Below are 24,631 nucleotides of genomic sequence, written 5' to 3' on the forward strand. Positions count from 1 at the left end.
CTCAGTGACCTCCGAGGGCGAGGGACAGGTGGCGGATGGAGAAGGCGACCATGGTCACGACCCACAGGGCCAGGACTGCCCACAGCATCTGCCGCTGGTACTTGGCGCCCTTCTTCCAGAAGTCGACCGCAATGATCCGCAGGCCGTTGAAGGCGTGGAACACGATGGCGGCAACAAGGCCGGTCTCGCCCAGCGCCATCAGGGGGTTCTTGTAGGCGCCGATCACAGCGGTGTAGGCCTCCGGTGACACACGCACCAAGGAGGTGTCCAGGACGTGGACCAACAAGAAGAAAAAGATCACTACACCGGTAATGCGGTGTCCTACCCAGGACCACATGCCTTCACGGCCGCGGTACAAGGTGCCAGCTGGTTTTGTCGGCACTGATAAACCTCCCTGCAACACAGCGGCGCTGGCATGAGATCCATGCGGGGGGAACGCCTGCTGCGAGAGCACTCGTAGCTCAGGCCTAAATCTAGGCTCCGCTAACAGCTTATTCAATTTAGGAGTTTCTTGGTGCCCAGTACTGGAGCGGATTTTCCGGGGAAATGAGACGAACGCCACATCCGTGCACGCTTTTGGTCGGTACGGTCCCGCAAAATGCGGGTCTGGTGCGTCTCCAAAGGAACCCGTTGCGGCCCTTCCGCTAAAGTAGCCCTGATGAGTACAGACAAAGTGACAAGCCCGGCTTCACCCCTTGACCGCTTCATTGCGGTGATTCCGGCAGGCGGAGTGGGGACCCGCCTCTGGCCCCTGTCACGTGCAGCAGCTCCCAAGTTCCTTCACGATCTCACGGGATCGGGCAGCACCTTGCTGCGCGCCACCTATGACCGGCTGCACCCGCTGGCAGACAGCCGGATGCTGGTAGTCACTGGCAAGGCGCACCGCGAAGCCGTGTGCCGGCAGTTGCCCGAGCTTCTGGATTCGGACCTGGTGCTCGAATCAGAGCCCAAGGACTCCGGTGCGGCCATCGGCCTTGCCGCGGCCATCCTGCACGAGCGCGATCCCGATACCATCATGGGTTCCTTCGCCGCGGACCATGTGATCAGCCCGGACGACCTCTTCCAGCAGGCGGTCCGCGAAGCCATCCACACCGCTGCCGCCGGCAAGATCGTGACCATTGGCATCAAGCCCACGCACCCGTCCACCGGGTTCGGCTACATCCGTTCCGGCAAGGCATTGCACATCGACGGTGCCCCCAGTGCCCACGACGTCGTGGAGTTCGTCGAAAAGCCGGACGAAGAGGTGGCGCAGCAGTATGTGGACAGTGGTGACTACGTGTGGAACGCCGGAATGTTCGTGGCGCCGGTGGCGCTGATGCTCAAGCACCTGGAAGCGAACCAGCCCGAGCTGTTCCAGGGCCTGCAGGAAATCGCCCGCGCGTGGGACACCCCGGAGCGCGACGAGGTCACGGCGCGCGTCTGGCCAACACTGCCGAAGATCGCCATCGACTACGCCGTGGCCGAACCCGCCGCCGAAGCCGGGGACGTCGCCGTCGTACCCGGGACCTTCCGTTGGGACGATGTTGGTGACTTCGCCTCCGTGGGGCGCCTCAACAGCGCCAAGGAAGTGGACGACGTCACGGTCCTCGGCGAAGGCGCCCGGGTGTTCACCGAGAACTCGAGCGGTGTTGTGGTCACCGACACCAAGCGCGTGATCGCCCTGATCGGCATCCAGGACGTTGTCATCGTGGATACGCCGGACGCTTTGCTGGTGACCACCATGGCCAATTCCCAGCGCGTCAAGGCTGCCGTTGACGCACTCAAGGCAAGCGGCGACACGGACGTTCTCTAACCCTGAACCTGCCGGCTCAACGCGTGCCGGCAGGTTCCGGGATGTAATGAGGCGTCAGTGAATGGGCACTAAAGCCAACACCCTCGCTAGAGTGAAGCAGTGCGCAATTACACTACTGAAGCCGAGCCCACCGCCCTGGTGGCTCCCTGGCTTGAACCGCTTTTGCCGGAACTGATCGAATTCCGGCGGGACCTGCATGCGCACCCGGAGCTGTCCTTCAAGGAGTTCCGCACCACGGACAAGCTCGCCGAGCGGCTCGAAGCCGCCGGCCTGAGCCCCCGCCGCCTGGAAGGCACCGGGCTGACGGTCGACGTGGGCGAAGGCCCCATCGCCACGGCGCTTCGCGGCGACATCGATGCCCTGCCCATCATCGAGGAGACCGGGCTGCCGTTCGCGTCGAAGAACCACGGCGTCACCCACGCCTGCGGCCATGACGTGCACACCACCACCATGCTGGGCATCGCCCTGGTCCTGCACCGGATGCACCAGGAATCACCCCTCGGCGCCACCGTCCGGATCATCTTCCAGCCCGCTGAGGAGACCATGCCCGGCGGCGCGCATTCCTGCATTGAACAGGGTGTGCTGGACGGCGTCCCCCGGATTTTGGCGCTGCACTGCGACCCCCGAATTGAAGTAGGCAAGGTGGGAACCCGCATCGGTGCCATCACCTCGGCGTCGGACACCATCCGGATCGAGCTCTCCGGCCGCGGCGGCCACACCTCCCGCCCGCACCTGACCGAAGACCTGGTGTTCGCGCTGGCCCAGATTGCGGTCAACGTGCCGGCCGTGCTGTCCCGCCGGGTGGACGTCCGCAGCGGCGTGTCCATGGTGTGGGGCCAGATCACCGCAGGCTCGGCACCCAACGCCATCCCCGGCAGCGGCTACATGGCCGGGACCATGCGCTGCCTGGACCGGGACGCCTGGCACGCTGCCGGCGAACTCCTTGACGAAGTGGTCCACCAGGTGGCCGCGCCCTACGGCGTGGACGTCCACCTGGAGCACACCAGGGGAGTGCCGCCGGTGGTGAACTCCGAACACGAGACGGCCATCATCGAGGCCGCCGCGCGGGCCGAAATCGGCGAAAGCGCCGTCGTGCTGACCCCGCAGTCCATGGGCGGCGAGGATTTCGCGTGGTTCCTCGCGGAACTTCCCGGCGCCATGATGCGCCTGGGCACCAAGACGCCGGGCGGGGAGGACTACGACCTCCACCGCGGCGATTACATCCTGGACGAGCGCTCACTGGGCCTGGGCATCCGGGTCCTCACCGCAGCGGCGCTGCGCACCATCCGCGACCTGGAGCAGACCCAGGCTTCCTGACAACCCTTGCCTGGTAGCCCCGCCTCCCCGGCGGGGATACCGGGCATCGCTGTTCCAGGACACCAAGGAAAGTACGACGACGGCGGCGAACCGGGGCAGCCCCGGCCATGGTAAGTTGTGCACAACTTAGTTGTGGACTATTGTTTTATTCATGACCGAAGCACCCCGCCTGGACCGGCAAGTCTGTTTTGCGCTGTACTCGGCCTCCCGCGCCGCTACCGCTGTCTACCGGCCTGTCCTGGACGAACTGGGACTCACCTACCCGCAGTACCTCGTGATGCTGGTCCTGTGGGAAAACGAACCCCGGGGCGTAAAGGAACTTGGCGGGGAGCTTGGCCTTGACTCGGGCACCCTGTCGCCACTCCTGAAGCGGCTGGAAGCGCTGGGGCTTGTGGAACGGCGGCGCTCCGGCGAGGACGAACGCCGCGTTGCCATCCACCTGACCTCCGCCGGGCGAAGCCTCAGTGGCCCGGCAAGTTCCATTCCGCAGCGGCTGGCCGACGCCGCCGGTCTCTCCCTCGACGAACTTGAACAATTGCGGACCACGCTGGGCAAGCTCACGGCTGCCCTGCATGAATCGCTGTGACCCCAAATACTGCACCAACCCACCAACAGGACGGATATCTTTCGTGAAGACTCTCTACACCGCCGAGGCCCTGGCCTCGGGCGAAGGCCGTGACGGCGCTGCACGCAGCAATGACGGCAAACTGGCAGTGGCCCTCGCCAGCCCGGTCGAACTCGGTGGCAGCGGCCAGGGCACCAATCCCGAACAGCTCTTTGCCGCCGGGTATGCCGCCTGCTTCCACTCCGCCCTGCGCCTGGTGGGCCGCAAGGCAGGAGCCGACCTGACGGATTCGGCAGTGGCGGCGAAGATCCACCTGGGGCAGCTGGACGGCGGTGCCGGCTTCGGACTGGCCGCCGAGCTCGAGATCGCCCTGCCCGCGCTGGACCTCGCTGCCGCCGAAGAGCTGGTGGCCAAGGCACACGAGGTCTGCCCCTATTCAAATGCCACGCGCGGCAACATCACCGTTGACCTCAAGATTCTGGAGTACGCAGCATGAGCACAGCCCTTGCAACCACCACCCGTGAAATCCGGCTGGCCTCCCGTCCCGTGGGACGACCCTCCGGCGAAAACTTCGTACTTGCCGAGTCGCCGCTGCCCGCACGTGAAGACGGCCAGATCCTGGTCCGCAACCTCTTCATGTCCGTGGACCCCTACATGCGGGGCAGGATGAACGACGTCAAGTCCTATTCGGCACCCTTCGCTGTGGGCAAGGCGCTCGACGGCGGTGCGGTGGGTGAGGTGATCGCGTCCCGCTCATCCGCACACCAGGAGGGCGACGTCGTCGTGCATTCCCTTGGCTGGCGCGAGTACGCGGTGGTGGACGGCACTGCCGCCACCCCGGCCCGCACCGACCTGGCCCCTGCTTCCGCTTTCCTCGGCGCGCTGGGCATGACCGGACTCACCGCCTACTCCGGCCTGTTGAAGGTCGCCGAATTCAAGCCGGGGGACGCTGTATTCGTTTCGGGTGCAGCCGGTGCGGTGGGCTCCCTGGTGGGACAGATCGCCAAGGCCATGGGCGCCTCGCGGGTCATCGGCTCCGCCGGCTCGCCGGCCAAGGTGGCACGGCTCCTGGAGCTCGGCTTCGACGCCGCGTTCGACTACCACGACGGCCCGGTTGTGGAGCAACTGGAGAAGGCGGCCGGCCCGGCCGGCATCGACGTCTACTTCGACAACGTGGGCGGCGAGCACCTCGAGGCGGCCCTGGCAGTCCTGAACGTGGGCGGCCGGGTGGCCATGTGCGGTGCCATCGCACAGTACAACTCAACCGAACCCACACCCGCACCCCACAACCTGATGCAGGCCATCGGCAAGCAACTGACCCTGCGCGGTTTCCTGGTGGGCGGGCAGCGGCAGCATACGGCAGAGTTCGCGGAGAAAATGGCCGGGTGGCTCGCGGACGGGACCGTGCGCTACGACGAGACGATCGTCGACGGGCTGGAGAACGCTCCGCAGGCCTTCATGGACCTCCTGGACGGCGCAAACACCGGCAAAATGCTGGTCCGCCTGTAGCCTGCCGGACCATAAATCGGGAGTAGGGGCACCGCATTGCACGGTGCCCCTACTCCTTGGTAACAACTTGTAAACAATCTCCCGGATGGGCTTCCGCCGTGCTATGGGGACGTGGCGCAGGCCACTAAAGTAAGTGCCATCAGTGCGCTCCGGCGCAGTGCTGCGTGCCTTCAGTGAAAACAGAATTTCAGCGCCGAAACGGACACTCATTGAATTCCAGCCCGTAGCGCCACTCGCATCATCCCTGGAGGAAAATTGAAGAAATCACTGCGTGCCAGCTTCAAGCGCGGTTCAATGGCCGGTGTGGCCACCCTCGGTGCGTCCGCGCTTGTGCTCACCGCCTGCGGTGCAGCCCCCGAAGCCGGCAGCACCTCATCCGCAGGTGCCAGCAACTACACGGGCTGCATCGTTTCGGACTCCGGTGGATTCGACGACCAGTCCTTCAACCAGTCCTCCTACGAGGGCCTGAAGAAGACCGAGAAGGACCTCGGCATCAAGGTCAACCAGATCGAGTCGAAGACCAACAACGACTTCGAACCCAACCTGCGCGCCATGGTCACGGCCGGCTGCAACCTGACCATCACGGTCGGCTTCCTGCTGGGCGACGCCACCAAGGCCCAGGCCACCGCCAACCCGGACAAGCACTTCGCCATCATCGACTTCGGCTACGACAAGCCCATCAGCAACGTCAAGCCCATCATCTATGACACCGCGCAGGCGGCCTTCCTCGCCGGCTACCTGGCCGCGGGAACCACCAAGACCGGCACCGTGGCCACCTTCGGCGGCATCAAGATCCCCACCGTGACCATTTTCATGGACGGCTACGCCGACGGTGTGAAGTACTACAACCAGCAGAAGGGCAAGAACGTCAAGCTGCTCGGCTGGAACAAGGACGCCCAGGACGGCAGCTTCACCGGTGACTTCGAAAAGCAGGACGTAGGCAAGCAGCTGACCAAGAACTTCCTGGACCAGGGCGCGGACATCGTGATGCCCGTGGCCGGTCCCGTGGGCAAGGGCGCCGGCGCCGCGCTCAACGAGGCCAAGGCTGCCGGGAAGGACGTCAAGCTGATCTGGGTTGACTCCGACGGCTACCTCACCGCCCCGGACTACAAGGACATCATGCTCTCCTCCGTGATGAAGCAGATGGGCGAGGCCGTGGAGACCGTTGTCACCGAGGACAAGGACGGCAAGTTCAACAACACCCCGTACGTGGGCACCCTTGCCAATGACGGCGTGCAGCTGGCACCCTTCCACGACCTCGATTCCCAGGTCCCGGCGGAACTGAAATCCGACCTCGAGAAGATCAAGAAGGACATCGTCGACGGCAAGCTGAAGGTTGAGTCCGCAGCAAGTCCCAAGGCCTGACCCATAACAGGAAGCGCCGCCGCCGGTCCGTCACCCACTGGCCGGCCGGTGGCGCTTTTTGCTGGCCGAACGTTTACCGCGCCCGGCCGGCTCCCCCCGGTACTGCAGCCACTAGGCTGGTGCTGCAGCCATATATCCCGTCCGGTCGATCACCGGACGCTTCGAGATTGGTCAGAGTTTTGAAACTTGAACTCAGAGGGATCACCAAACGCTTTGGCATGCTCCTGGCCAACGACCACATCGACGTGGTGGTTGAGCCGGGCCAGATCCATTGCCTCCTTGGTGAAAACGGGGCGGGTAAATCCACCCTGATGAACGTGCTGTATGGGCTGTACGAGCCCTCCGAAGGCGAAATCCTCATCGATGACAAGCCCGTCACCTTCAGGGGTCCCGGTGATGCGATGGCGGCAGGGATCGGCATGGTGCACCAGCACTTCATGCTGGTGCCGGTCTTCACCGTGGCCGAGAACGTGGCACTGGGGGCCGAACCCACCAAGGCGGCCGGGTTCCTCAACCTGGACCAGACCCGGCAGCGCATCAAGGAGATCTCGGACCAGTACGGGTTCGACGTGGACCCGGACGCCCTGGTGGAGGACCTGCCGGTAGGCGTGCAGCAACGGGTGGAAATCATCAAGGCACTGGTCCGCAACGCCAAGGTCCTGATCCTTGACGAGCCCACGGCCGTACTTACCCCGCAGGAGACCGATGAGCTCCTGGACATCATGCGCCAGCTCAAGTCACGCGGAACCTCCATCGTCTTCATTTCGCACAAGCTGCGCGAAGTCAAGGCAGTCTCGGACACCATCACGGTGATCCGACGCGGCAAGGTGGTGGGCACTGCCGATCCTGCCGCCTCCACCACCGAGCTTGCCTCGATGATGGTGGGCCGTGCGGTGAACCTGACCCTGGACAAGGCCCCGGCCCAGCCGCGGGAAACCACTTTCGAGGTCCGCGACCTCACCGTCATCGCGCCCAATGGGCAGCACGTGGTGGACCACCTCAGCTTCCACATCAAGCGCGGTGAGATTCTGGCCATTGCAGGCGTCCAGGGCAACGGGCAGACTGAACTCACTGAGGCCATCCTGGGCCTGCAGGAGCGGGTCACCGGTTCCATCGTCCTGGACGGCAGGGAACTCGTGGGCCGGTCCGTCAAGGAAGTCCTGCAGGCCGGCGTCGGGTTTGTCCCCGAAGACCGCAAAGTGGACGGGCTGGTGGGCACCTTCTCCGTGGCGGAGAACCTGGTCCTTGATCTTTACGACAAACCGCCCTTCGCCAAGGGGATCAGCATGAGCCCCGCGAAAGTCATGGAGAACGCCAAGGCACGCATCGGCGAATTCGATGTCCGCACCCCCTCGGCCGCGGCGGCCGCCGGAACGCTGTCCGGCGGCAACCAGCAAAAACTCGTGATGGCGCGGGAACTTTCCCGCCCCCTGCGCCTCTTCATTGCTTCCCAGCCCACCCGCGGCGTGGATGTGGGCTCCATCGAGTTCCTGCACCGGCGGATCGTCGCGGAGCGTGACCAGGGGACCCCGGTGATGATCATTTCCACCGAACTGGACGAAGTGATGGAACTGGCTGACCGGATCGCGGTGCTCTACAAAGGCAAGCTGGTGGGCACTGTCCCCGCCGGGACAAGCCGCGACGTGCTGGGCCTCATGATGGCCGGCATCCCGCCCCAAGAACACGCACAGACCCCGCAGGCCGGCACCCCGGCCGCCACCTCCAACGTCGAGGGAGCCGACCATGCCTGACCAGCCTTCCCCTAAACACGCCAAGGACGACCCACAGACTGAAGACAACCGGCACGCCGAGGGCCAGGACAGCCCGGCCGTGGAGGACACGGCCGCCGTGGTGGCCGTCGATACCGCCGGCGGGGCGATGCAGCCGTCGGCTGTTCCGGCCACGGCCCAAAGCGGGCAGCTGCCCGGCGGCCCCGGGACCGTACTGCGGCGGATCTTCACTGGAAGCGGCATCGTGTCCGTCCTTGCAGTGCTGCTGGCGCTGATCATCGGCGGCCTGCTCATTGCAATCACGGACAAGCAGGTGGCCACCACGGCCGGCTACTTCTTCGCCCGGCCCACGGACATGCTGGCGGCTGTCTGGAATGCCGCCACCCGCTCCTACATTGCCCTGTTCCAGGGTTCAGTGTTCAACCCGCGCGGCAACGGGTTGGCTGCCCAGTTCGCACCCTTCATGGAGACCCTCACCATCGCCACGCCGCTCATCACCGCCGGCCTGGGCGTAGCGCTGGCCTTCCGGGCAGGACTCTTCAACATCGGTGCCCAGGGGCAGATCATCGTGGCCGGCATCCTGGCGGCCTGGGTGGGCTTCGCCCTGCACCTTCCGTTCGGCCTGCACCTGCTGCTGGTGTTGGTGGCCGGCATCGTTGGCGGCGCCCTCTGGGGCGGCCTCGCCGGCCTGCTGAAGGCGCGTACCGGAGCCCACGAGGTCATCGTGACCATCATGTTCAACTACATTGCGCTGTACTTCCTGCGCTACCTGCTCAACACCCCGGCGTTCCAGCGGCCGGGGGAGTCCAACCCCATTTCACCCATACTGGATCCCAGCGCCGTCTACCCGCAGATCCTGGGAAGCCAGTACCGGCTGCACCTGGGCTTCCTCCTGGCGATCGCCGCCACGGTCCTGGTGTGGTGGCTCCTCAACCGGTCCACCGTGGGCTTTGAGTTCCGTGCCGTGGGGGCCAACCCCAAGGCGGCGCAGACCGCCGGCATCAACGTCTCCCGCTCCACCATCCTGGTCATGGCCATCGCCGGCGGGCTCGCCGGCATGTCAGGGGTGGCCCAGGTGGCCGGCACCGAGAAGGTGCTCACCGATGGCGTCGCCGCCACGTACGGCTTTGACGCCATCACGGTCGCCTTGCTGGGACGTTCGACGCCGTGGGGCACCTTCGCTGCCGGCCTGCTGTTCGGCGCCTTCCGCGCCGGCGCGGTCCAGATGCAGATCCAGACCGGCACCCCCATCGACATCGTCCTGGTGGTCCAGTCCCTGATTGTCCTTTTCATCGCCGCACCGCCGCTGGTCCGGGCCGTTTTCGGACTGAACCCCCGGCGCAGGAAGCCCGCGCGCGCAGCCAGGTCCGGGCAGGCAGCCACAACCGGAGGTGCCGCATGAGCACAACAGTTTCTTCGTCCAGGCCCGGCAAACCCCAGCCCGGAGGACCCAAGGCAGGCGCTCGTTCCGCAGCGCCGGCTACCAGGCCCGTCAGCTGGAAGACTCCCGTCCTGCTCACCGTCTTCGCCCTGGTCTCCCTGGTGTTCTTCGGATTCCTGGCCCCCCGCCAGACGGCCAGCTTCGGCATCTCCACCGGCGGCGATTTCTTCCAGCTGCCTGCACTGGAAATCAACGCGTTCGCCGGCGGCATCGTCTTATCCGTGCTCCTCGTGGCGCTGGCAGGGTACGCCGTTTACCTGAAGACAAGGAACCAGCCGGCTCCGGGCTGGCTGGCCATCACCTTCATCGTGATCTTCGTGGCCGCCTTCCTCATTTGGGTGGTGGGCGGCGCCCGTACGCCCGCCATCTCGCTGGCGGGGCTCATCGCCGGGTCCGTCACACTTGCCGTTCCGCTCGTGTTCGGGTCGCTGTCCGGTGTCCTGTGCGAGCGGGTGGGCGTGGTCAACATCGCCATTGAAGGCCAGCTCCTGGGTGGCGCCTTCACCGCAGCCATCGTCGCCAGCATGACCAGGAACGCGTTCATCGGGCTGCTGGCGGCGGCCATCGCCGGTGCCCTTGTATCCATGGTCCTGGCCCTGTTCAGCATCAAGTACCTGGTGAACCAGATCATCGTCGGCGTGGTCCTTAACGTCCTGGTCTCCGGGGTGACGGGGTTCCTGTTCAGCACCGTCATGCAAGCCAATAAAACCCAGTTCAACTCACCCCCGGGCCTGGACGTCATCGACATTCCCGTCCTTTCCAGCATTCCGATCATCGGTCCCATCCTCTTCCGCCAGTCGCTGGTGGGCTACCTCATGTACGTGGCGGTCGCCGTGGTCTGGATCGGCCTGTTCAAGACGAGGTGGGGGCTGCGCGTCCGGGCCGTGGGGGAGCACCCGCAGGCGGCGGACACCCTTGGCATCAACGTCAACGCCACCCGGTTCTGGAACGTGACCCTCGGTGGTGCCGTAGCCGGCATTGGCGGCTCCTTCTTCACCCTGGTGGCCATCGACAGCTTCACCAAGGAAATTTCCGGTGGCCGCGGCTTCATCGCCCTGGCGGCCCTTATCTTTGGCCGCTGGAACCCGGTGGGCGCCTTCTTCGCTGCACTCCTGTTCGGCTTCGCCGACAACCTGCAGAGCATCGTGACCATCATCGGCACCCCGGTGCCCAGCCAGTTCATGGCCATGCTGCCCTATCTGGTGACCGTCCTCGCCGTCGCCGGCCTGGTCGGCAAATCCAGGGGCCCCGCAGCCAGCGGCATCCCTTACGTCAAGGGATGACCGCCATGGACAAAGCACATACGGTGGACTGGGCGGCCCTCGAGGCAGCCGCCGTCGCCGCCATGCAGAACGCCTACGCCCCATACTCCAAGTTCCCGGTAGGGGCAGCGGCCCTCACCGGGGACGGCCGGATCGTCAGCGGCTGCAACGTGGAGAACGCCAGCTATGGGCTGACGCTCTGCGCGGAATGCGCCCTGGTGGGCAACCTCCACATGACCGGTGGCGGCGTGCTGCGGGCGTTCTACTGTGTTGACGGGGCAGGCAACGTGCTTATGCCCTGCGGCCGGTGCCGCCAGCTGCTGTACGAATTCCGCGCCCCGGACATGCAGCTCATGACGACCCACGGCATCAAAACCATGGACCAGGTGCTGCCCGACGCCTTTGGTCCCGAACACCTGGAGGAGACCCCGTGACCGAGAGCAGGACCGAGGCGTTCGACGCCGTCGACATCATCCGCACCAAGCGCGACAAGGGAACACTGAGCCCCGAACAAATCGACTGGACCATCGACGCCTACACCCGCGGCGCGATCGCGGATGAGCAGATGGCGGCACTGAACATGGCCATCCTGCTCAACGGCATGGACCGGGCCGAGATTGCCCGCTGGACCGCCGCCATGATCGCGTCCGGGGAACGGATGGACTTCTCGAGCCTCCGGCGACCCGACGGGGGCCTGAAGTACACCACGGACAAGCATTCCACCGGGGGCGTGGGGGACAAGATCACCCTGCCGCTGGCCCCGCTTGTCGCCGTGTTCGGCGTGGCCGTGCCGCAGCTGTCAGGCCGCGGCCTGGGGCACACCGGCGGCACCCTGGACAAGCTGGAATCCATTCCGGGGTGGCGGGCCAACCTCTCCAACGAGGAGATCCTGGCCCAGCTCCAGGACATCGGGGCGGTGATCTGCGCCGCCGGTGCCGGCCTGGCGCCCGCAGACAAGAAGCTCTACGCCCTGCGTGACGTTACCGGCACGGTGGAAGCCATCCCGCTGATCGCGTCGTCCATCATGAGCAAGAAGATTGCCGAGGGCACCGGGTCGCTGGTCCTGGACGTCAAGGTGGGCAGCGGCGCGTTCATGAAGGACGAGGCAAAAGCCCGGGAACTCGCCGAGACCATGGTGGCGCTGGGCAAGGATGCCGGCGTCAACACTGTGGCGCTGTTGACCAACATGGACACCCCACTGGGCCTCACCGCGGGCAACGCCATCGAGGTGGAGGAATCCGTGGAGGTGCTGGCCGGCGGCGGCCCCGACGACGTCGTGGAGCTCACCGTCCGGCTCGCCCGGGAAATGCTCACCTGCGCAGGAGTGCACGACGCCGACCCCGCCGCCGCCCTCAAGGACGGCCGGGCCATGGACGTCTGGAACCGGATGATCGCCGCCCAAGGGGGCGACCCCCGGGCTGCGCTGCCGGTGGCCAGGGAATCCGACGTCGTCTACGCCCCGGCAGACGGTGTGCTGGTGGAACTTGACGCCCTCGCCGTGGGTGTGGCCGCCTGGCGGCTGGGTGCAGGGCGTGCCCGCAAGGAGGACGCAGTCCAGGCGGGAGCAGGGGTGCGGATGCACGCAAAGCCCGGCGCCACCGTCCGCGCCGGGGAACCCCTGATGACCCTGCTCACGGACACTCCGGAGCGGTTTGCCCGTGCCAGGGAAGCCCTGGAACACGCCGTGGTCATCGCTCCGGAAGGTTCGCGGCCCGCCCAGCAGCTCATCATCGACCGCATAGCGTAGCGACCAATGCAGGCCGTCAATGAGTTCATCCTCGCCGCAGCCGGACAACCCTGGGTGCTGGTCCTGGTGCTGGCCTGCTGCATCATTGACGGCTTCTTCCCGCCCGTCCCCAGCGAATCCGTGGTGGTGGGCCTTGCAGCCGTGGCAGCCACCGCCGATGTTCCCAACCCGCTGCTCCTGGCCCTGGTTGCGGGGGCGGGCGCCTTCTCCGGTGACAACATCGCCTACCTGCTGGGCCGGCGGGTGGGCACCAGCCGCTGGGCGTGGATGCGCGGCCCGCGCATGCAGAGCGCATTCCGCTGGGCGGGCCGTGAACTGCGGAAGCGGCCGGCGTCGCTGATCCTGGTGGCCCGCTTTGTCCCCATCGGCCGGGTGGCCGTCAACTTGACCGCCGGGGCCACCCATTATCCCCATTTGCGGTTCGTGGGCCTGACCATCCTTTCGGCCAGCCTGTGGGCCGCGTACTCGGTGGCGATCGGACTCTTCTTCGGCCAGTGGTTCGAGGACAACCACGTCCTGGGTGCGGCAATTGCCATTGTCTGTGCGGTGGCGCTGGGCATCCTGGTGGACCTCGTGATCAACAAATTCCGGGGCAAACCCAACGTTGTGGAACGGATCCGGGAACCCGGCACCTGACCAGCGCGTTGAACGGGTGATTCCGGGCACAGGGACCGTAGCGGATTGGGTCCCCCGCGTGGGACACTTAGGAACGATTTCCGCTTTGGCTGCGGCACTTTAGCTGTGTCATTTTTTGTACAGGAGCAACACCGCGTGGAGTTTATTAATGAGGCCGTGCTCCATGCAGCGGGCCAGTGGTGGATTTACCCCGTCCTGCTGGTGTTCTTCTTCGTCGACGGCTTCGCCATGGTGGTCCCCAGCGAGACCCTCATCGTGGCGCTGGCGGCGTTCTCCCGGCACAGCGGCGAACCCAACCTTTGGATCCTCGGCCTCACGGCCCTGATCGGCGCCATCTGCGGCGACAACATGGCCTACCTGCTCGGCCGCAAGATCGGCCTGGACCGGTGGGGGTGGATGCGCCGGCCCAAGGTCCGGAAGGTCTTCGCCTGGGCGCGCTATGAGCTGGAAAAGCGTGGCGCCGTCCTGATCTTCACCGCCCGGTACATCCCCTGGGGCCGGGTGGCCGTCAACTACGTCGCCGGCAGCACCGGTTTCTCGCACCGCAGGTTCTTCGTTTTCGACGCCTTCGCCTGCGTCACGTGGGTCGGTTACTCCCTTGGAATCGGCGTTCTTGCCAGCTCGTTCCCCTGGCTGCACCACAACCCCCTGCTGAGCGCGGGCATCGCCGTCGTGTTCGCCATCGTCCTCGGCATCGTCATCGACCACCTGCTGCGCTGGTGGCACAAACGGCTGGGCCGGAACGACGCCCCTGATACGGACGGCTGGAGCGATGAAACCCCGACCTCCGGCCATGAGGGGCGGCCCGGCACCCAGGCCCTCGTGGTGCCTTCGGCGGAGGCCGGCCCCGCGGTCAAGTAGCGGCTGGCTTTGAACTCCGCCCCACCCTAAGGTGGGAACGTGACTGAGCCCATTGTTGACGCCGCCCCTGCCATCGATTTTGACCTGAAGAGCCTGCCCAAGGTTTCCCTTCACGACCACCTGGACGGAGGACTCCGTCCGGCCACCATCATCGAACTGGCGGAGGCCGTTGGCCACACGCTCCCCTCAACAGACCCCGTGGCCCTGGGGCAGTGGTTCCGGGAATCAGCGGATTCCGGATCCCTGGTCCGCTACCTGGAAACGTTCGACCACACCGTTGCCGTGATGCAGACCTACGACGGCCTGTTCCGGGTGGCGAAGGAATTCGTCGAGGACCTTGCCGACGACGGCGTGGTGTACGGCGAAGTCCGCTGGGCCCCCGAACAGCACCTCCAGAAGGGCCTCAGCCTCGATGAAGCCGTCGAGGCAGTCCAGGACGGCCTGGAAGCCGGCGTCGAAGCAGTCTCCGAAAGCGGCCGCGAAATCCAGGTGGGCCAGCTGATCACCGCCATGCGGCACGCCGACCGTGGCCAGGAGATCGCCGAACTGGCCGTCCGCCACCGCAACAAGGGCGCCGTGGGCTTTGACATCGCCGGGGCCGAGGACGGCTTCCTGCCCAGCCGCTTCAAGGACGCCTTCACCTACCTCGCCCAGCACAACTTCCCCGCCACGGTTCACGCCGGCGAGGCCGCCGGGCTGGACAGCATCCAGTCTGCGCTGGTGGACGGCCGGGCCCTGCGTCTGGGACACGGCGTCCGCATCGCGGAGGACATCATGGTGGAATTCGACGACGACGAGGACGCCGGCGACACCGTGGGCCTGGTTACCCTGGGGGACCTCTCCAGCTGGGTCCGCGACCGCGGCATCGCCCTGGAAGTCTGCCCCTCCTCAAACCTCCAGACCGGCGCCATCGCCGAGTTCGGCGAAGGCATCGAAAGCCACCCGCTGGACATGCTCTACCAGCTGGGCTTCAACGTCACCATCAACACGGACAACCGCCTGATGAGCGGCGTCACCCTGACCGATGAGTTCAACCTGCTGGTGGAAACCTTCGACTACGACCTCGACGACCTGCTGGAGCTGACCCTCAACGCCGCCGAGGCATCCTTCCTGCCCCTGGAGGAAAAGGAAGCGCTGGTGGAATACATCAACGACGCCTACGCCAACCTTGGCTGACCAGCCAGCCACTGAAGAACTGGTCACCATCGTCGGGCAGCTGCGCGAGCACTGTCCCTGGATGGGTGCCCTGACCCACGCTTCACTGGTGGAGTACCTCCTGGAGGAGGCGTACGAGGTGGCCGAGGCCATCGAGGACGGCCACCCGGACGCCGAACTCCGGGGCGAGCTGGGAGATGTCCTGCTCCAGGTGGTGCTGCATGCCCGGCTGGCGGAGGAGCGGGACGCGTTCACGTTCGACGACGTGGCGCGCGGCCTGGGTGCCAAGATGATCCGCCGCAACCCGCACGTCTTCAAACCCGACGGTTCCCTGCAGGACAGCTTCCCGGCGACGGTCGGGGAGATCGAGCAGAAGTGGGATGCGGTCAAGCGGGCCGAACGCCCGGAGCGGCTCAATGCCTTTGAAGGCATTCCGGACGCGCTGCCTGCGCTGGCCAAGGCCCACAAGTCGCTGGACCGGGCCGCCCGCGGGGGCCTGGGGCTCCCCGAGGGGGCTCCCGTTCCCAAGAGCGAGGATGAACTCGGAAACCTGCTGCTCGCCGTCGTGCGTTCCGCCCGGGACAACGGAATGGACGCCGAGCGTGCCCTGCGTGCCGCGGTCCGCCGCTACCAAAGCGACCAGGCTGACCAAAGCGGCCCAGCAGCATCATGACGTCCCGGCCTTGGCCGGTTTGAGTAACCCGGAGCACTCTCGACTAGGCTGGTCCCTGACGAGTACGTCGAGTTTTCTGCCTGATTCCCCCCGTTAATCGCCCATAAGGAGCAAATTCATGGCGCTTATCGATGCCATCCACGCCCGCGAGATCCTCGATTCCCGCGGCAACCCCACCGTAGAAGTTGAAGTCCTGCTTTCCGACGGCCAGATCGGCCGGGCGGCGGTTCCCTCCGGCGCCTCCACCGGCGAGCACGAGGCCGTCGAACTGCGCGACGGCGACAAGGGCCGCTACCTCGGCAAGGGCGTGCAGAAGGCCGTCGACGCCGTGATCGACCAGATCGCCCCCGCCCTGACCGGTTTCGACGCCACCGACCAGCGCAGCATCGACCAGGCCATGCTGGACCTGGACGGCACCCCCAACAAGGGCAAGCTCGGCGCCAACGCCATCCTGGGCGTTTCCCTGGCCGTCGCCAACGCAGCCGCAGCCTCCGCTGACCTGCCCCTCTACAAGTACCTGGGCGGCCCCAACGCGCACGTCCTGCCCGTGCCGCTGATGAACATCCTCAACGGTGGATCGCACGCCGACTCCGACGTCGACATCCAGGAATTCATGATCGCCCCGATCGGCGCCGAGACCTTCTCTGAAGGCCTGCGCTGGGGCGTGGAGGTGTACCACAACCTCAAGTCCGTCCTGAAGGAGCAGGGCCTGTCCACCGGCCTGGGCGACGAGGGCGGCTTCGCGCCGAACCTGCCGTCCAACCGTGCGGCACTGGACCTGATCCAGGAAGCGATCAAGAACGCCGGCTACACCCCGGGCAAGGACATCGCCCTGGCCCTGGACGTGGCTTCCTCCGAGTTCTTCAAGGACGGTGCCTACCAGTTCGAAGGCAAGTCCCTGTCCGCCAGCGAGATGAGCGCCTACTACGCCGAACTCGTGGCCGACTACCCGCTGGTCTCCATCGAGGACCCGCTGGACGAAAACGACTGGGAAGGCTGGAAGACCCTCACCGACTCCATCGGTGACAAGGTCCAGCTGGTGGGTGACGACCTCTTCGTCACCAACCCCTCCATCCTGCAGCGCGGCATCGACACCAGGACGGCCAACTCCCTGCTGGTCAAGGTCAACCAGATCGGTTCGCTGACCGAGACCCTGGACGCCGTGAGCCTGGCCCAGCGCGCCGGCTACACCACCATCACCTCGCACCGCTCCGGCGAAACTGAGGACACCACCATCGCCGACATCGCGGTGGCCACCAACGCCGGCCAGATCAAGACCGGCGCTCCTGCCCGCTCCGAGCGCGTTGCCAAGTACAACCAGCTGCTGCGCATCGAAGAAGAACTGGACGACGCCGCACGCTACGCCGGCCGCAGCGCGTTCCCGCGTTTCAAGGGCTAGTAACCGCCTAAACCCATCCGCGGTGGCTATGGTTGAAAGACCATAGCCACCGCTGTTGTTTCCAGCAGCATTTGTTTGTCCAGCACAGATAGTGGCGGCCCAGGCAGGCTGCGTTTCAGGAGTGTCATGGCTACCCGCCGCCCCAAAGTTCCCAAGGTCGCCCCCGCCCGTCCACCCCAGGAAACGGCCGACGACGGATCCTCCGGCCGTGCCGAAGTCATCCGGGCGGATTTCCGCCCGGGCAAGGGTGGGGACGCCAAGGCGCAGACCGCACCTTCCGGCGGAAAGCAAGGGCGTGGAACCGGGGCCCACACCGCCGGCAAAGCGGGGGAGGCGGCCAAGGCCAGGCCTTCCGCCGGAAGCAAAGGCAGCAGTTCCGGTGACGGCAAGGCCGCCCGGTCCGGCGAGGAAGAGCAGCAACCGGTCCCGGCCAAGGCGTTCTCCGGCCGCATGCTGGCACTGGCCGTTGTCATGATCGCCATCACCATCATGCTGGCGCCTACGGTGAAGATCTTCTTCGACAAGAAAGCCGAAATCGACGCGCTGAACGCCGATATTGCCGCACGCCAGGCCGAAGGCGACGCCCTCCGGCAGCAGGTTTCGCGGTGGCAGGACCCCAACTACGTCAAACAGCAGGCCCGCGACCGCATTAACATGGTTATGCCGGGCGAAACCGGCTACTGGGTTTTTGGCAGCGACGAGCCGGCCGGAGAAAGCAGTAGCCCCGCCGGCGCAGCAGCACAAGACCCCGCCGATCTGCCGTGGGTGGATTCCCTGTGGGAGTCCATCAGGCGCGCGGCCACAGACTGAACCGCACAGGAAGGACGGCCCGCGACAGTGGAACACAACACGGCAGCCGCCCGGGACGAATCCCGCCAACCGACAGCACACGACCTTGAAGTACTGAGCAGGCAGCTGGGACGTCCCGTCCGCGATGTCGTAGAGATTCCGGCGCGCTGCGTCTGTGGAAACCCGCTGGTAGCCGCCACCGCACCGCGCCTCAGCAACGGCACTCCCTTTCCCACCACCTTCTACCTGACGCACCCGGTGATCACGTCCGCGGTCTCCAGGCTCGAAGCGGCAGGCGTCATGAACGACATGAACGATCAGTTGGCAGCCGATGCCGGGCTCGCAGCTGCCTACCGGACAGCACACGAGGAGTACCTGGCCGTCCGGGCGGCCATTGGGGAGCGTTCCGGCATCGGTCCGGTGCCTGAAATCGACGGCGTCTCCGCCGGCGGGATGCCTTCCCGCGTCAAATGCCTGCACGTCCTGGTGGGTCACTCCCTCGCAGCAGGCGGCGGCGTCAACCCCCTGGGGGACCAGGCGCTGGACATGATCAGCGAATGGTGGACCGCGGACAGGTGCTACTGCACGGGCGCCTGGGACACCACCGGCGAGGCGCCATCCAGGGACCTCAGCCGCCACGGACCGCAGGGCCTGCCCGATATCGTCGGCCGCCCTGCCCCGGTGCGGAAGTCCGCCGGCGCCACGGAGGCCGGCGAATGACCCGCGTGGCCGCGATCGACTGCGGCACCAATTCCATCCGCCTCCTGATCGCGGATATTGACCGCAGCAACGGCAGCCCGGCCCTTACCGATGTTGTCAGGGAGATGCGCGTGGTCCGGCTGGGCCAGGGCGTGGATGCCACGGGTGAACTGGCCCCGGAGGCGCTGGAACGGACCTTTGCCGCCACTGCTGACTACGCCCGCCTGATCAAGGAACACGGCGCGGAGCGGATCCGCTTCGTGGCCACCTCCGCAAGCCGCGATGCGCGAAACCGGGACGTCTTCGTGGACGGCATCAGGGACCTGCTGGGAGTGGAACCGGAAGTAATCTCCGGGGACGAGGAAGCGGCCTTGTCCTTTGCCGGTGCCAGCAGCGTCCTGCCCATCCTGGACGGCCACCAGGTGCTGGTGGTGGACCTCGGGGGCGGAAGCACCGAGTTCGTCCTGGGCACCGCCGCCGGGGTTACCGCTGCGAAGTCCGTGGACATCGGCTGTGTCCGCCTGACCGAACGGCACCTGCGTGCCGATCCGCCCACGGCGGAACAGATTGCCGCCGCGGAAGCCGACGTGGACGCAGCCATGGCCCGGGCAGGACGCGACGTGCCGCTGGAACGCGCCACCGCCGTCGTCGGTGTTGCCGGCTCCGTCACCACCATCACCGCGCACGCGCTCCGCCTGCCCGAATACTCGCCCGACGCCATCCACGGCGCAGTACTGCCCATCAGGGACGTCCGCGCCGCCGCCACCGACCTGCTGTCCATGACCCGGGCAAGCCGCGCGGCACTGCCGTACATGCACCCCGGACGTGTGGACGTCATCGGCGCCGGGGGACTGGTGTGGCGCCGCATCCTGGAACGGATGGGGGAGCTGAGCGGCGGGAGGATCACCGACGCCACCGCAAGCGAACACGACATCCTCGACGGCATCGCGCTAAGCATCGGTTAGGCCCATGTATTCCACCCCAGCTTCCACCCCAGCTTCCACCCCGTTGGTGCCCCGGGCGGCGGCCGCCGCCCTGGCCGTCCTCCTGGCGGCGTGCTGCCTGTGCGCGGGCCTCTGCACGGCACCCGCTGCAAATGCCGACGAGTGGCGCGACAAGGAATACTGGCTGGCAGACTCCGGCATTACCAAGGCCTGGGAAGTGTCAAAGGGCGCCGGCGTGAAGGTGGCCGTCATCGACAGCGGCATCGACGCCCAGCACCCGGACCTCAAGGGCGCGGTCGTGGGCGGTTATGACGCCTCGGGCTCAGGCCAGCCGGACGGCCAGAAAAGCGTCGGCTCCAAGCCCGAACACGGTACCCTGGTGGCCACCATGCTGGCAGGCCGCGGACACCAGCCTGCAAGCGCAAGCCCCAGCCCCAGTCCGGGGCCGCAGGGCACGCCGCCGGACGGCATCGTGGGCGTGGCGCCGGAAGCACAGCTCCTTTCCGTCTCCACCTGGCTCGGTTCCGCCAATCCTTCGGGCAAGAGCGACCAGGACCAGATCCCCGAGGCAGTCCGCTGGGCCGTGGACAACGGCGCCAAAGTGATCAACATTTCGCTGGGCAGCACAACCCCGCAGTGGCCCCAAAGCTGGGATGCCGCGTTCCTGTATGCGGAGCAAAAGGACGTGGTCATCGTGGCCGCCGCCGGAAACCGGGTGGGCGGCAACACGCAGGTGGGCGCGCCCGCCACCATTCCCGGTGTCCTCACCGTCGCCGGCCTGGACCGCAGGAACCTGGCCAGCGTGGACGCCTCTTCACAGGGAATCAGCATTGGGGTGGCTGCCCCTGCCGAGAACCTGCTGGGCGGCCTCCCCGGCGGAAGCTATGCGGAATGGGCCGGGACCTCCGGGTCCACGCCCATCGTTGCCGGCGTCGCCGCCCTGATCCGGTCGAAGTGGCCCGACATGAGCGCCGAACAGGTGATCAACAGGATCGTCTCCACGGCAAAGGACGCCGGCGCTCCGGGCAAGGACCCGCTGTACGGCTACGGCATCCTCAATGCAGAGGCCGCGCTGAAGGCCGACGTCCCCCAGGTCTCCGTGAACCCCCTGGGCACCGTCGCGGAATGGATCCGGGTGCACCGGCGGGGCAACGCCGCTCCGGCCACCCCGCTGCCCACCGCCACCACTGTGCCCAGCGCGGCACCCACGCTGCCCGAAGCCACCGTTCCGGCTGCCAAGGCGCCTTCGCAGCGTGACAGTGCCATTGGCGCCGCCGTCGTGATCGGTTTTGCTGTCCTGTTCGTAGCCATCATCGCTGCTGCTGCCATCCAGCTCCGGCGGGCCGCCCGGAACCCTGCCCTTGCCCGGGAAGAACCGGAAACCGGGGTGGTGGAACGGGTTGATTCGGGCACTAATCCGCAGGTTACGGACCGGGGCGCAAGTTAGTGAAGATTTTCACAAACTGCGCTATCCTTAAACTATGGCAACCACCCCACAGCTCCAGGACCGTCCCAGGGTACTCGTCGTCGGCGGCGGGTACGTCGGCCTGTACGTAGCACTGAAACTGCAGAAGAAGATCGCGAATGCCGGTGGCATCGTCACCGTCGTTGATCCCCTGCCCTACATGACCTACCAGCCCTTCCTCCCCGAGGTTGCCGGCGGCAACATTGAAGCCCGCCACGCGGTGGTTTCCCACCGCCAGCACCTCAAGCAGACGGAACTGATCCAGGGCCGCGTCACCTCCATCGACCACGAAAACCGCACGGCTGTGGTGGCTCCCGCCGATGGCGGCGAAAACTTCGAGATCCCGTACTTCGACGTCGTGCTTGCAGCCGGCGCCATCACCCGCACGTTCCCCATCAAGGGCCTCGCGGACAAGGGCATTGGCCTGAAGACCATCGAGGAAGCCGTTGCGCTGCGCAACAAACTGCTGGAGCGCATCGAGGTTGCCTCCACCATGACGGACCCTGCCGCACGCGCCCGAGCCCTCACCTTCGTGGTGGTCGGCGGCGGCTTTGCCGGCATCGAATGCATCACTGAGATGGAAGACCTCGCCCGCGCTGCCGTGCGCAACAACCCGCGCATCAAGCAGGAGGAAGTCCGCTTCGTCCTGGTCGAAGCCATGGGCCGTATCATGCCCGAGGTCACCGCCAAGCAGGCTGACTGGGTGGTTGAGCACCTCCGCAGCCGCGGCATCGAGGTCCTCCTGAACACCTCGCTGGACAGCGCCGAAGGCACCCTGAAGCTCATCAACCTGCCGGACAAGACGCCCGCCCAGGAATTCGAAGCCGACACCCTCGTATGGACGGCCGGCGTGCAGGCCAACCCGATGGTCCGCTCCACCGACTTCCCGCTCGAGCCCCGTGGCCGCGTCCGCGTCCTGCCGGACCTGCGCATCGCCGGTGACGAAGGCATCGTGGAGAACGCCTGGGCCGCCGGCGACATCGCCGCTGTCCCGGACCTCACCGGCAAGGGCCTGCCGGACGGCACCTGCGTCCCCAACGCCCAGCACGCCCTGCGCCAGGCCAAGCGCCTCGCCAAGAACCTGTGGGCTTCCCGCTGGGACAAGCCGCTGGCGGACTACAAGCACAAGAACCTGGGTGCTGTGGCTGGCTTCGGCGAATGGAAGGGTGTCGCCAACATCAACCTCCTGGGCCGCATCGGCCTCAAGGGCGGACTGGCGTGGCTGGCCCACCGCGGTTACCACGGCATGGCCATGCCCACGTTTGAGCGCAAGTTCCGCGTCATCCTGAACTGGATCATCGGCTTCTTCGCAGGCCGCGACACCACGCAGCTGATGGACCTGGACAACCCCCGCGGCGCCTTCGTTTCGGCAGCAACCCCCGCCCCGAAGCCCGCGGCTGCACCGGCAGCCGCTCCGGCGGCCGGATCCGGTTCAACCGCCACTGCCGCTCCCAAGGAAACGGTGGCGGCCAACGCCAAGTAGCGCGTCCGTTCCACCGCTTTACAGCGCACGACGGCGGCCGGCCCCCTTGTGGGGACCGGCCGCCGTCGGCATTTCCAGCCGATGCGCCTTTCACAGGTACCATTGACCCGGCGCCCCAGTAGCCCAATTGGCAGAGGCAGCGGACTTAAAATCCGCGTGTTGTGGGTTCGAGTCCCACCTGGGGTACACATGTTCCGCCATCACGGTGCCGTCACCGACTGTCGAAAGCCGCCTGCCGAGCAGGCGGCTTTCGGCGTTTAATGCCCCACAGGAAACTACTGTTATAAGGCTGTGACCTCAGTCACTTAGTTTCGTGCCGTCTATGCACTAGCTTGAACCTAAATCAGGAATACCTGGTCCCGCTCCGGGCGCCACCGCGCCCATTCCGCACCCGCATCGCACGGTCCTGTTTCGGAAGGCAGATTAATGTACCGAAAGAAAGTCCTCACTTCGTTGGCAGCGGCAGCCACGTTCAGCATGCTGCTGTCGGCCTGCGCCAACCAAGCAGGCCCCAGCAACACCGAGAGCTCCGGCTCGTCCAACAAAGTAAACATCCCCGCCATTTCGAAAGTGGACGTCCCTGCCGCCGCTGTAAAGCCCGCCGGCGACGGCAAGGCAACCTGCCCGGCCACCACCACGCTGGCCTACGCCGGTGCACAGACCGGCCCCAACGCTCAGCTCGGTATCAATATTTTTAACGGCATCCAGCTGGCCATCGACCAGCACAACAAGGCCAACCCGGGCTGCCAAGTCCAGTTCAAGAAGTTCGATACGGAAGGCGACCCCAACAAGGCCACCGGCCCTGTCACCCAGATGGTGAGCGAACCGGACATCCTGGGCGTGATCGGTCTCCCGTTCTCGGGTGAATCAAAAGCCACGGGCAACATCTTCGAGCAGAAGGGCCTGGTCCACATCACGCCGTCGGCCACCAACCCTGGCCTGACGGGTAACGGCTGGAGCACCTTCTTCCGGGGCCTCGGCAATGACGCCGTGCAGGGCCCGGCGGCCGCCAAGTTCCTCACCGGGAAGCTCGGCGCCAAGAAGGTCTACCTGGTCCAGGATGACTCCGACTACGGCATCGGCCTGGGAACCTCCACCTCTGCCGGCCTGGGCAGCGCCCTGGCCGGGACGGAGAAGGTGACAACCGGCCAGAAGGACTTCTCGGCCGTCATCTCCAAGATCATGAACGCCAAGGCTGACGCGGTCTACTACGCCGGCTACTACGCAGAGGGTGCACCGTTTGCCCAGCAGCTCGTGGGCAAGGGGTTCACCGGCACCTTCGTTGGCCCGGATGGCGTGAAGGATGAACAGTTCATCAAGCAGGCAGGCGATGCTTCCAACAACGCCTACTTCACCTGCCCGTGCCTCCCAGGTGAACTGATCCCCGATTTCGCCTCGGCCTACAAGGACATTTCCAAGGGCGCAGAACCCGGAACGTACTCCATTGAAGGCTACGACGCCGCAACCGTCCTCCTGTCCGGGATCGACGCGGGCAAGCAGAGCCGCGCCGACCTGCTGTCCTGGGTCAAGTCGTACGACAAGGACGGCCTGAGCAAGCACTACAAGTGGGATGCCAAGGGCGAGCTCCAGGCCCCGACCGTGTACGGCTACAAGGTGGAGAACGCGAAGATCGTTCCCGTCGGGCCCATCGGGGAGTAGCAGCCCGGCGAAACGCAAACGGCTGTGGGGGCCGGCATCAGCAGGCCCCCACAGCCTTTTCTTCGCTTCGGCAGCAGCCCAGGACCAAGTTACGTCACTAGACACAAGTCCCACGGCCGGGCCCACAAGGCCGCGTGCAA

Annotated in this window: 23 protein-coding genes and 1 tRNA gene; 23 read left to right on the forward strand and 1 reads right to left on the reverse strand. The window is 66.1% G+C overall.

Going from position 1 to position 24,631, the window contains the following annotated elements; genetic code table 11:
- Position 1 precedes the first annotated feature (1 nt).
- A complete protein-coding gene (gene sdhC / locus FBY33_RS11060) occupies positions 2-382 on the reverse strand; it encodes a succinate dehydrogenase, cytochrome b556 subunit (RefSeq protein ID WP_081620212.1) in 381 nt (126 codons plus the stop codon).
- A gap of 276 nt (positions 383-658) precedes the next feature.
- On the opposite strand from sdhC, the gene FBY33_RS11065 reads away from it, so the two are divergent.
- From FBY33_RS11065 to FBY33_RS11175, 23 genes are all read left to right on the forward strand, one after another.
- Positions 659-1,792 carry a mannose-1-phosphate guanylyltransferase gene (locus tag FBY33_RS11065; RefSeq protein ID WP_142030606.1) on the forward strand — a complete coding sequence of 378 codons (1,134 nt, stop codon included), beginning with the start codon at positions 659-661 and terminating at the stop codon, positions 1,790-1,792.
- A 99-nt stretch (positions 1,793-1,891) separates the two neighbouring features.
- On the forward strand, positions 1,892-3,109 hold the full coding sequence (locus FBY33_RS11070) for an amidohydrolase (RefSeq protein ID WP_142030607.1): 1,218 nt from the start codon (positions 1,892-1,894) through the stop codon (positions 3,107-3,109).
- Positions 3,110-3,260: 151 nt separating this feature from the next.
- Positions 3,261-3,695: a MarR family winged helix-turn-helix transcriptional regulator gene (locus FBY33_RS11075; protein ID WP_142030608.1), complete on the forward strand. Its 435-nt coding sequence runs from the start codon at positions 3,261-3,263 to the stop codon at positions 3,693-3,695.
- A 43-nt stretch (positions 3,696-3,738) separates the two neighbouring features.
- Positions 3,739-4,170 carry an organic hydroperoxide resistance protein gene (locus FBY33_RS11080; protein ID WP_142030609.1) on the forward strand — a complete coding sequence of 144 codons (432 nt, stop codon included), beginning with the start codon at positions 3,739-3,741 and terminating at the stop codon, positions 4,168-4,170.
- Positions 4,167-5,183, forward strand: a complete 1,017-nt coding sequence (locus tag FBY33_RS11085) for an NADP-dependent oxidoreductase (protein ID WP_142030610.1) — start codon at positions 4,167-4,169, stop codon at positions 5,181-5,183. Before FBY33_RS11080 ends, FBY33_RS11085 begins: the two co-directional genes overlap by 4 nt.
- Positions 5,184-5,438: 255 nt before the next feature.
- Positions 5,439-6,548 (forward strand): BMP family lipoprotein, encoded by a 1,110-nt coding sequence (locus FBY33_RS11090; RefSeq protein WP_442858328.1) that lies wholly within the window; start codon positions 5,439-5,441, stop codon positions 6,546-6,548.
- Positions 6,549-6,727: 179 nt separating this feature from the next.
- The gene (locus FBY33_RS11095; protein ID WP_142030611.1) at positions 6,728-8,299 is read left to right on the forward strand and encodes an ABC transporter ATP-binding protein; all 1,572 of its coding nucleotides are present in this window, start codon (positions 6,728-6,730) and stop codon (positions 8,297-8,299) included.
- Positions 8,292-9,680, forward strand: coding sequence for an ABC transporter permease (locus FBY33_RS11100; protein WP_142030612.1), 1,389 nt, complete (start codon positions 8,292-8,294; stop codon positions 9,678-9,680). Before FBY33_RS11095 ends, FBY33_RS11100 begins: the two co-directional genes overlap by 8 nt.
- A complete protein-coding gene (locus tag FBY33_RS11105) occupies positions 9,677-11,002 on the forward strand; it encodes an ABC transporter permease (protein WP_142030613.1) in 1,326 nt (441 codons plus the stop codon). Before FBY33_RS11100 ends, FBY33_RS11105 begins: the two co-directional genes overlap by 4 nt.
- 5 nt (positions 11,003-11,007) lie before the next feature.
- Positions 11,008-11,415: a cytidine deaminase gene (locus FBY33_RS11110; RefSeq protein WP_142030614.1), complete on the forward strand. Its 408-nt coding sequence runs from the start codon at positions 11,008-11,010 to the stop codon at positions 11,413-11,415.
- Positions 11,412-12,728, forward strand: coding sequence for a thymidine phosphorylase (locus FBY33_RS11115; RefSeq protein ID WP_142030615.1), 1,317 nt, complete (start codon positions 11,412-11,414; stop codon positions 12,726-12,728). Before FBY33_RS11110 ends, FBY33_RS11115 begins: the two co-directional genes overlap by 4 nt.
- A gap of 6 nt (positions 12,729-12,734) precedes the next feature.
- Positions 12,735-13,364, forward strand: coding sequence for a DedA family protein (locus tag FBY33_RS11120; protein ID WP_142030616.1), 630 nt, complete (start codon positions 12,735-12,737; stop codon positions 13,362-13,364).
- Positions 13,365-13,499: 135 nt separating this feature from the next.
- Entirely contained in the window at positions 13,500-14,225 is a 726-nt protein-coding gene (locus FBY33_RS11125) for a DedA family protein (protein WP_142030617.1), read from the forward strand.
- Between the two features lie 39 nt (positions 14,226-14,264).
- Positions 14,265-15,401, forward strand: coding sequence for an adenosine deaminase (locus tag FBY33_RS11130; protein WP_142030618.1), 1,137 nt, complete (start codon positions 14,265-14,267; stop codon positions 15,399-15,401).
- A gap of 61 nt (positions 15,402-15,462) precedes the next feature.
- On the forward strand, positions 15,463-16,053 hold the full coding sequence (locus tag FBY33_RS11135; protein WP_142032786.1) for a MazG nucleotide pyrophosphohydrolase domain-containing protein: 591 nt from the start codon (positions 15,463-15,465) through the stop codon (positions 16,051-16,053).
- Between the two features lie 118 nt (positions 16,054-16,171).
- Positions 16,172-17,452, forward strand: a complete 1,281-nt coding sequence (gene eno / locus FBY33_RS11140) for a phosphopyruvate hydratase (protein ID WP_142030619.1) — start codon at positions 16,172-16,174, stop codon at positions 17,450-17,452.
- 126 nt (positions 17,453-17,578) lie between these two features.
- Positions 17,579-18,262 carry an FtsB family cell division protein gene (locus tag FBY33_RS11145; RefSeq protein ID WP_142030620.1) on the forward strand — a complete coding sequence of 228 codons (684 nt, stop codon included), beginning with the start codon at positions 17,579-17,581 and terminating at the stop codon, positions 18,260-18,262.
- A 27-nt stretch (positions 18,263-18,289) separates the two neighbouring features.
- Positions 18,290-18,961 carry a DUF501 domain-containing protein gene (locus FBY33_RS11150; protein ID WP_142030621.1) on the forward strand — a complete coding sequence of 224 codons (672 nt, stop codon included), beginning with the start codon at positions 18,290-18,292 and terminating at the stop codon, positions 18,959-18,961.
- On the forward strand, positions 18,958-19,905 hold the full coding sequence (locus FBY33_RS11155; protein WP_142030622.1) for a Ppx/GppA phosphatase family protein: 948 nt from the start codon (positions 18,958-18,960) through the stop codon (positions 19,903-19,905). The genes FBY33_RS11150 and FBY33_RS11155 overlap by 4 nt, the downstream gene beginning before the upstream one ends.
- A gap of 4 nt (positions 19,906-19,909) precedes the next feature.
- Positions 19,910-21,331: a S8 family serine peptidase gene (locus FBY33_RS11160; protein WP_142030623.1), complete on the forward strand. Its 1,422-nt coding sequence runs from the start codon at positions 19,910-19,912 to the stop codon at positions 21,329-21,331.
- Positions 21,332-21,365: 34 nt separating this feature from the next.
- Complete coding sequence (locus FBY33_RS11165; RefSeq protein WP_142030624.1) at positions 21,366-22,832, forward strand: NAD(P)/FAD-dependent oxidoreductase; 1,467 nt, start codon at positions 21,366-21,368, stop codon at positions 22,830-22,832.
- A 112-nt stretch (positions 22,833-22,944) separates the two neighbouring features.
- Positions 22,945-23,018, forward strand: a tRNA-Leu gene (locus FBY33_RS11170).
- Between the two features lie 240 nt (positions 23,019-23,258).
- On the forward strand, positions 23,259-24,491 hold the full coding sequence (locus FBY33_RS11175) for a branched-chain amino acid ABC transporter substrate-binding protein (RefSeq protein ID WP_142030625.1): 1,233 nt from the start codon (positions 23,259-23,261) through the stop codon (positions 24,489-24,491).
- The last annotated feature ends 140 nt before the right edge of the window (positions 24,492-24,631 follow it).

Source organism: Arthrobacter sp. SLBN-112 (assembly GCF_006715225.1).
GTDB lineage: Bacteria > Actinomycetota > Actinomycetes > Actinomycetales > Micrococcaceae > Arthrobacter.

Bases quoted from the DNA above. Each gene is read 5' to 3' on its own strand.
- FBY33_RS11065 (WP_142030606.1), top strand. From the start codon at position 659: ATGAGTACAGACAAAGTGACAAGCCCGGCTTCACCCCTTGACCGCTTC.
- eno (WP_142030619.1), top strand. From the start codon at position 16,172: ATGGCGCTTATCGATGCCATCCACGCCCGCGAGATCCTCGATTCCCGC.
- FBY33_RS11160 (WP_142030623.1), top strand. From the start codon at position 19,910: ATGTATTCCACCCCAGCTTCCACCCCAGCTTCCACCCCGTTGGTGCCC.
- FBY33_RS11145 (WP_142030620.1), top strand. From the start codon at position 17,579: ATGGCTACCCGCCGCCCCAAAGTTCCCAAGGTCGCCCCCGCCCGTCCA.
- FBY33_RS11175 (WP_142030625.1), top strand. From the start codon at position 23,259: ATGTACCGAAAGAAAGTCCTCACTTCGTTGGCAGCGGCAGCCACGTTC.
- FBY33_RS11105 (WP_142030613.1), top strand. From the start codon at position 9,677: ATGAGCACAACAGTTTCTTCGTCCAGGCCCGGCAAACCCCAGCCCGGA.
- FBY33_RS11110 (WP_142030614.1), top strand. From the start codon at position 11,008: ATGGACAAAGCACATACGGTGGACTGGGCGGCCCTCGAGGCAGCCGCC.
- FBY33_RS11085 (WP_142030610.1), top strand. From the start codon at position 4,167: ATGAGCACAGCCCTTGCAACCACCACCCGTGAAATCCGGCTGGCCTCC.
- FBY33_RS11165 (WP_142030624.1), top strand. From the start codon at position 21,366: ATGGCAACCACCCCACAGCTCCAGGACCGTCCCAGGGTACTCGTCGTC.
- FBY33_RS11155 (WP_142030622.1), top strand. From the start codon at position 18,958: ATGACCCGCGTGGCCGCGATCGACTGCGGCACCAATTCCATCCGCCTC.
- FBY33_RS11120 (WP_142030616.1), top strand. From the start codon at position 12,735: ATGCAGGCCGTCAATGAGTTCATCCTCGCCGCAGCCGGACAACCCTGG.
- FBY33_RS11075 (WP_142030608.1), top strand. From the start codon at position 3,261: ATGACCGAAGCACCCCGCCTGGACCGGCAAGTCTGTTTTGCGCTGTAC.
- FBY33_RS11135 (WP_142032786.1), top strand. From the start codon at position 15,463: ATGGGTGCCCTGACCCACGCTTCACTGGTGGAGTACCTCCTGGAGGAG.
- FBY33_RS11100 (WP_142030612.1), top strand. From the start codon at position 8,292: ATGCCTGACCAGCCTTCCCCTAAACACGCCAAGGACGACCCACAGACT.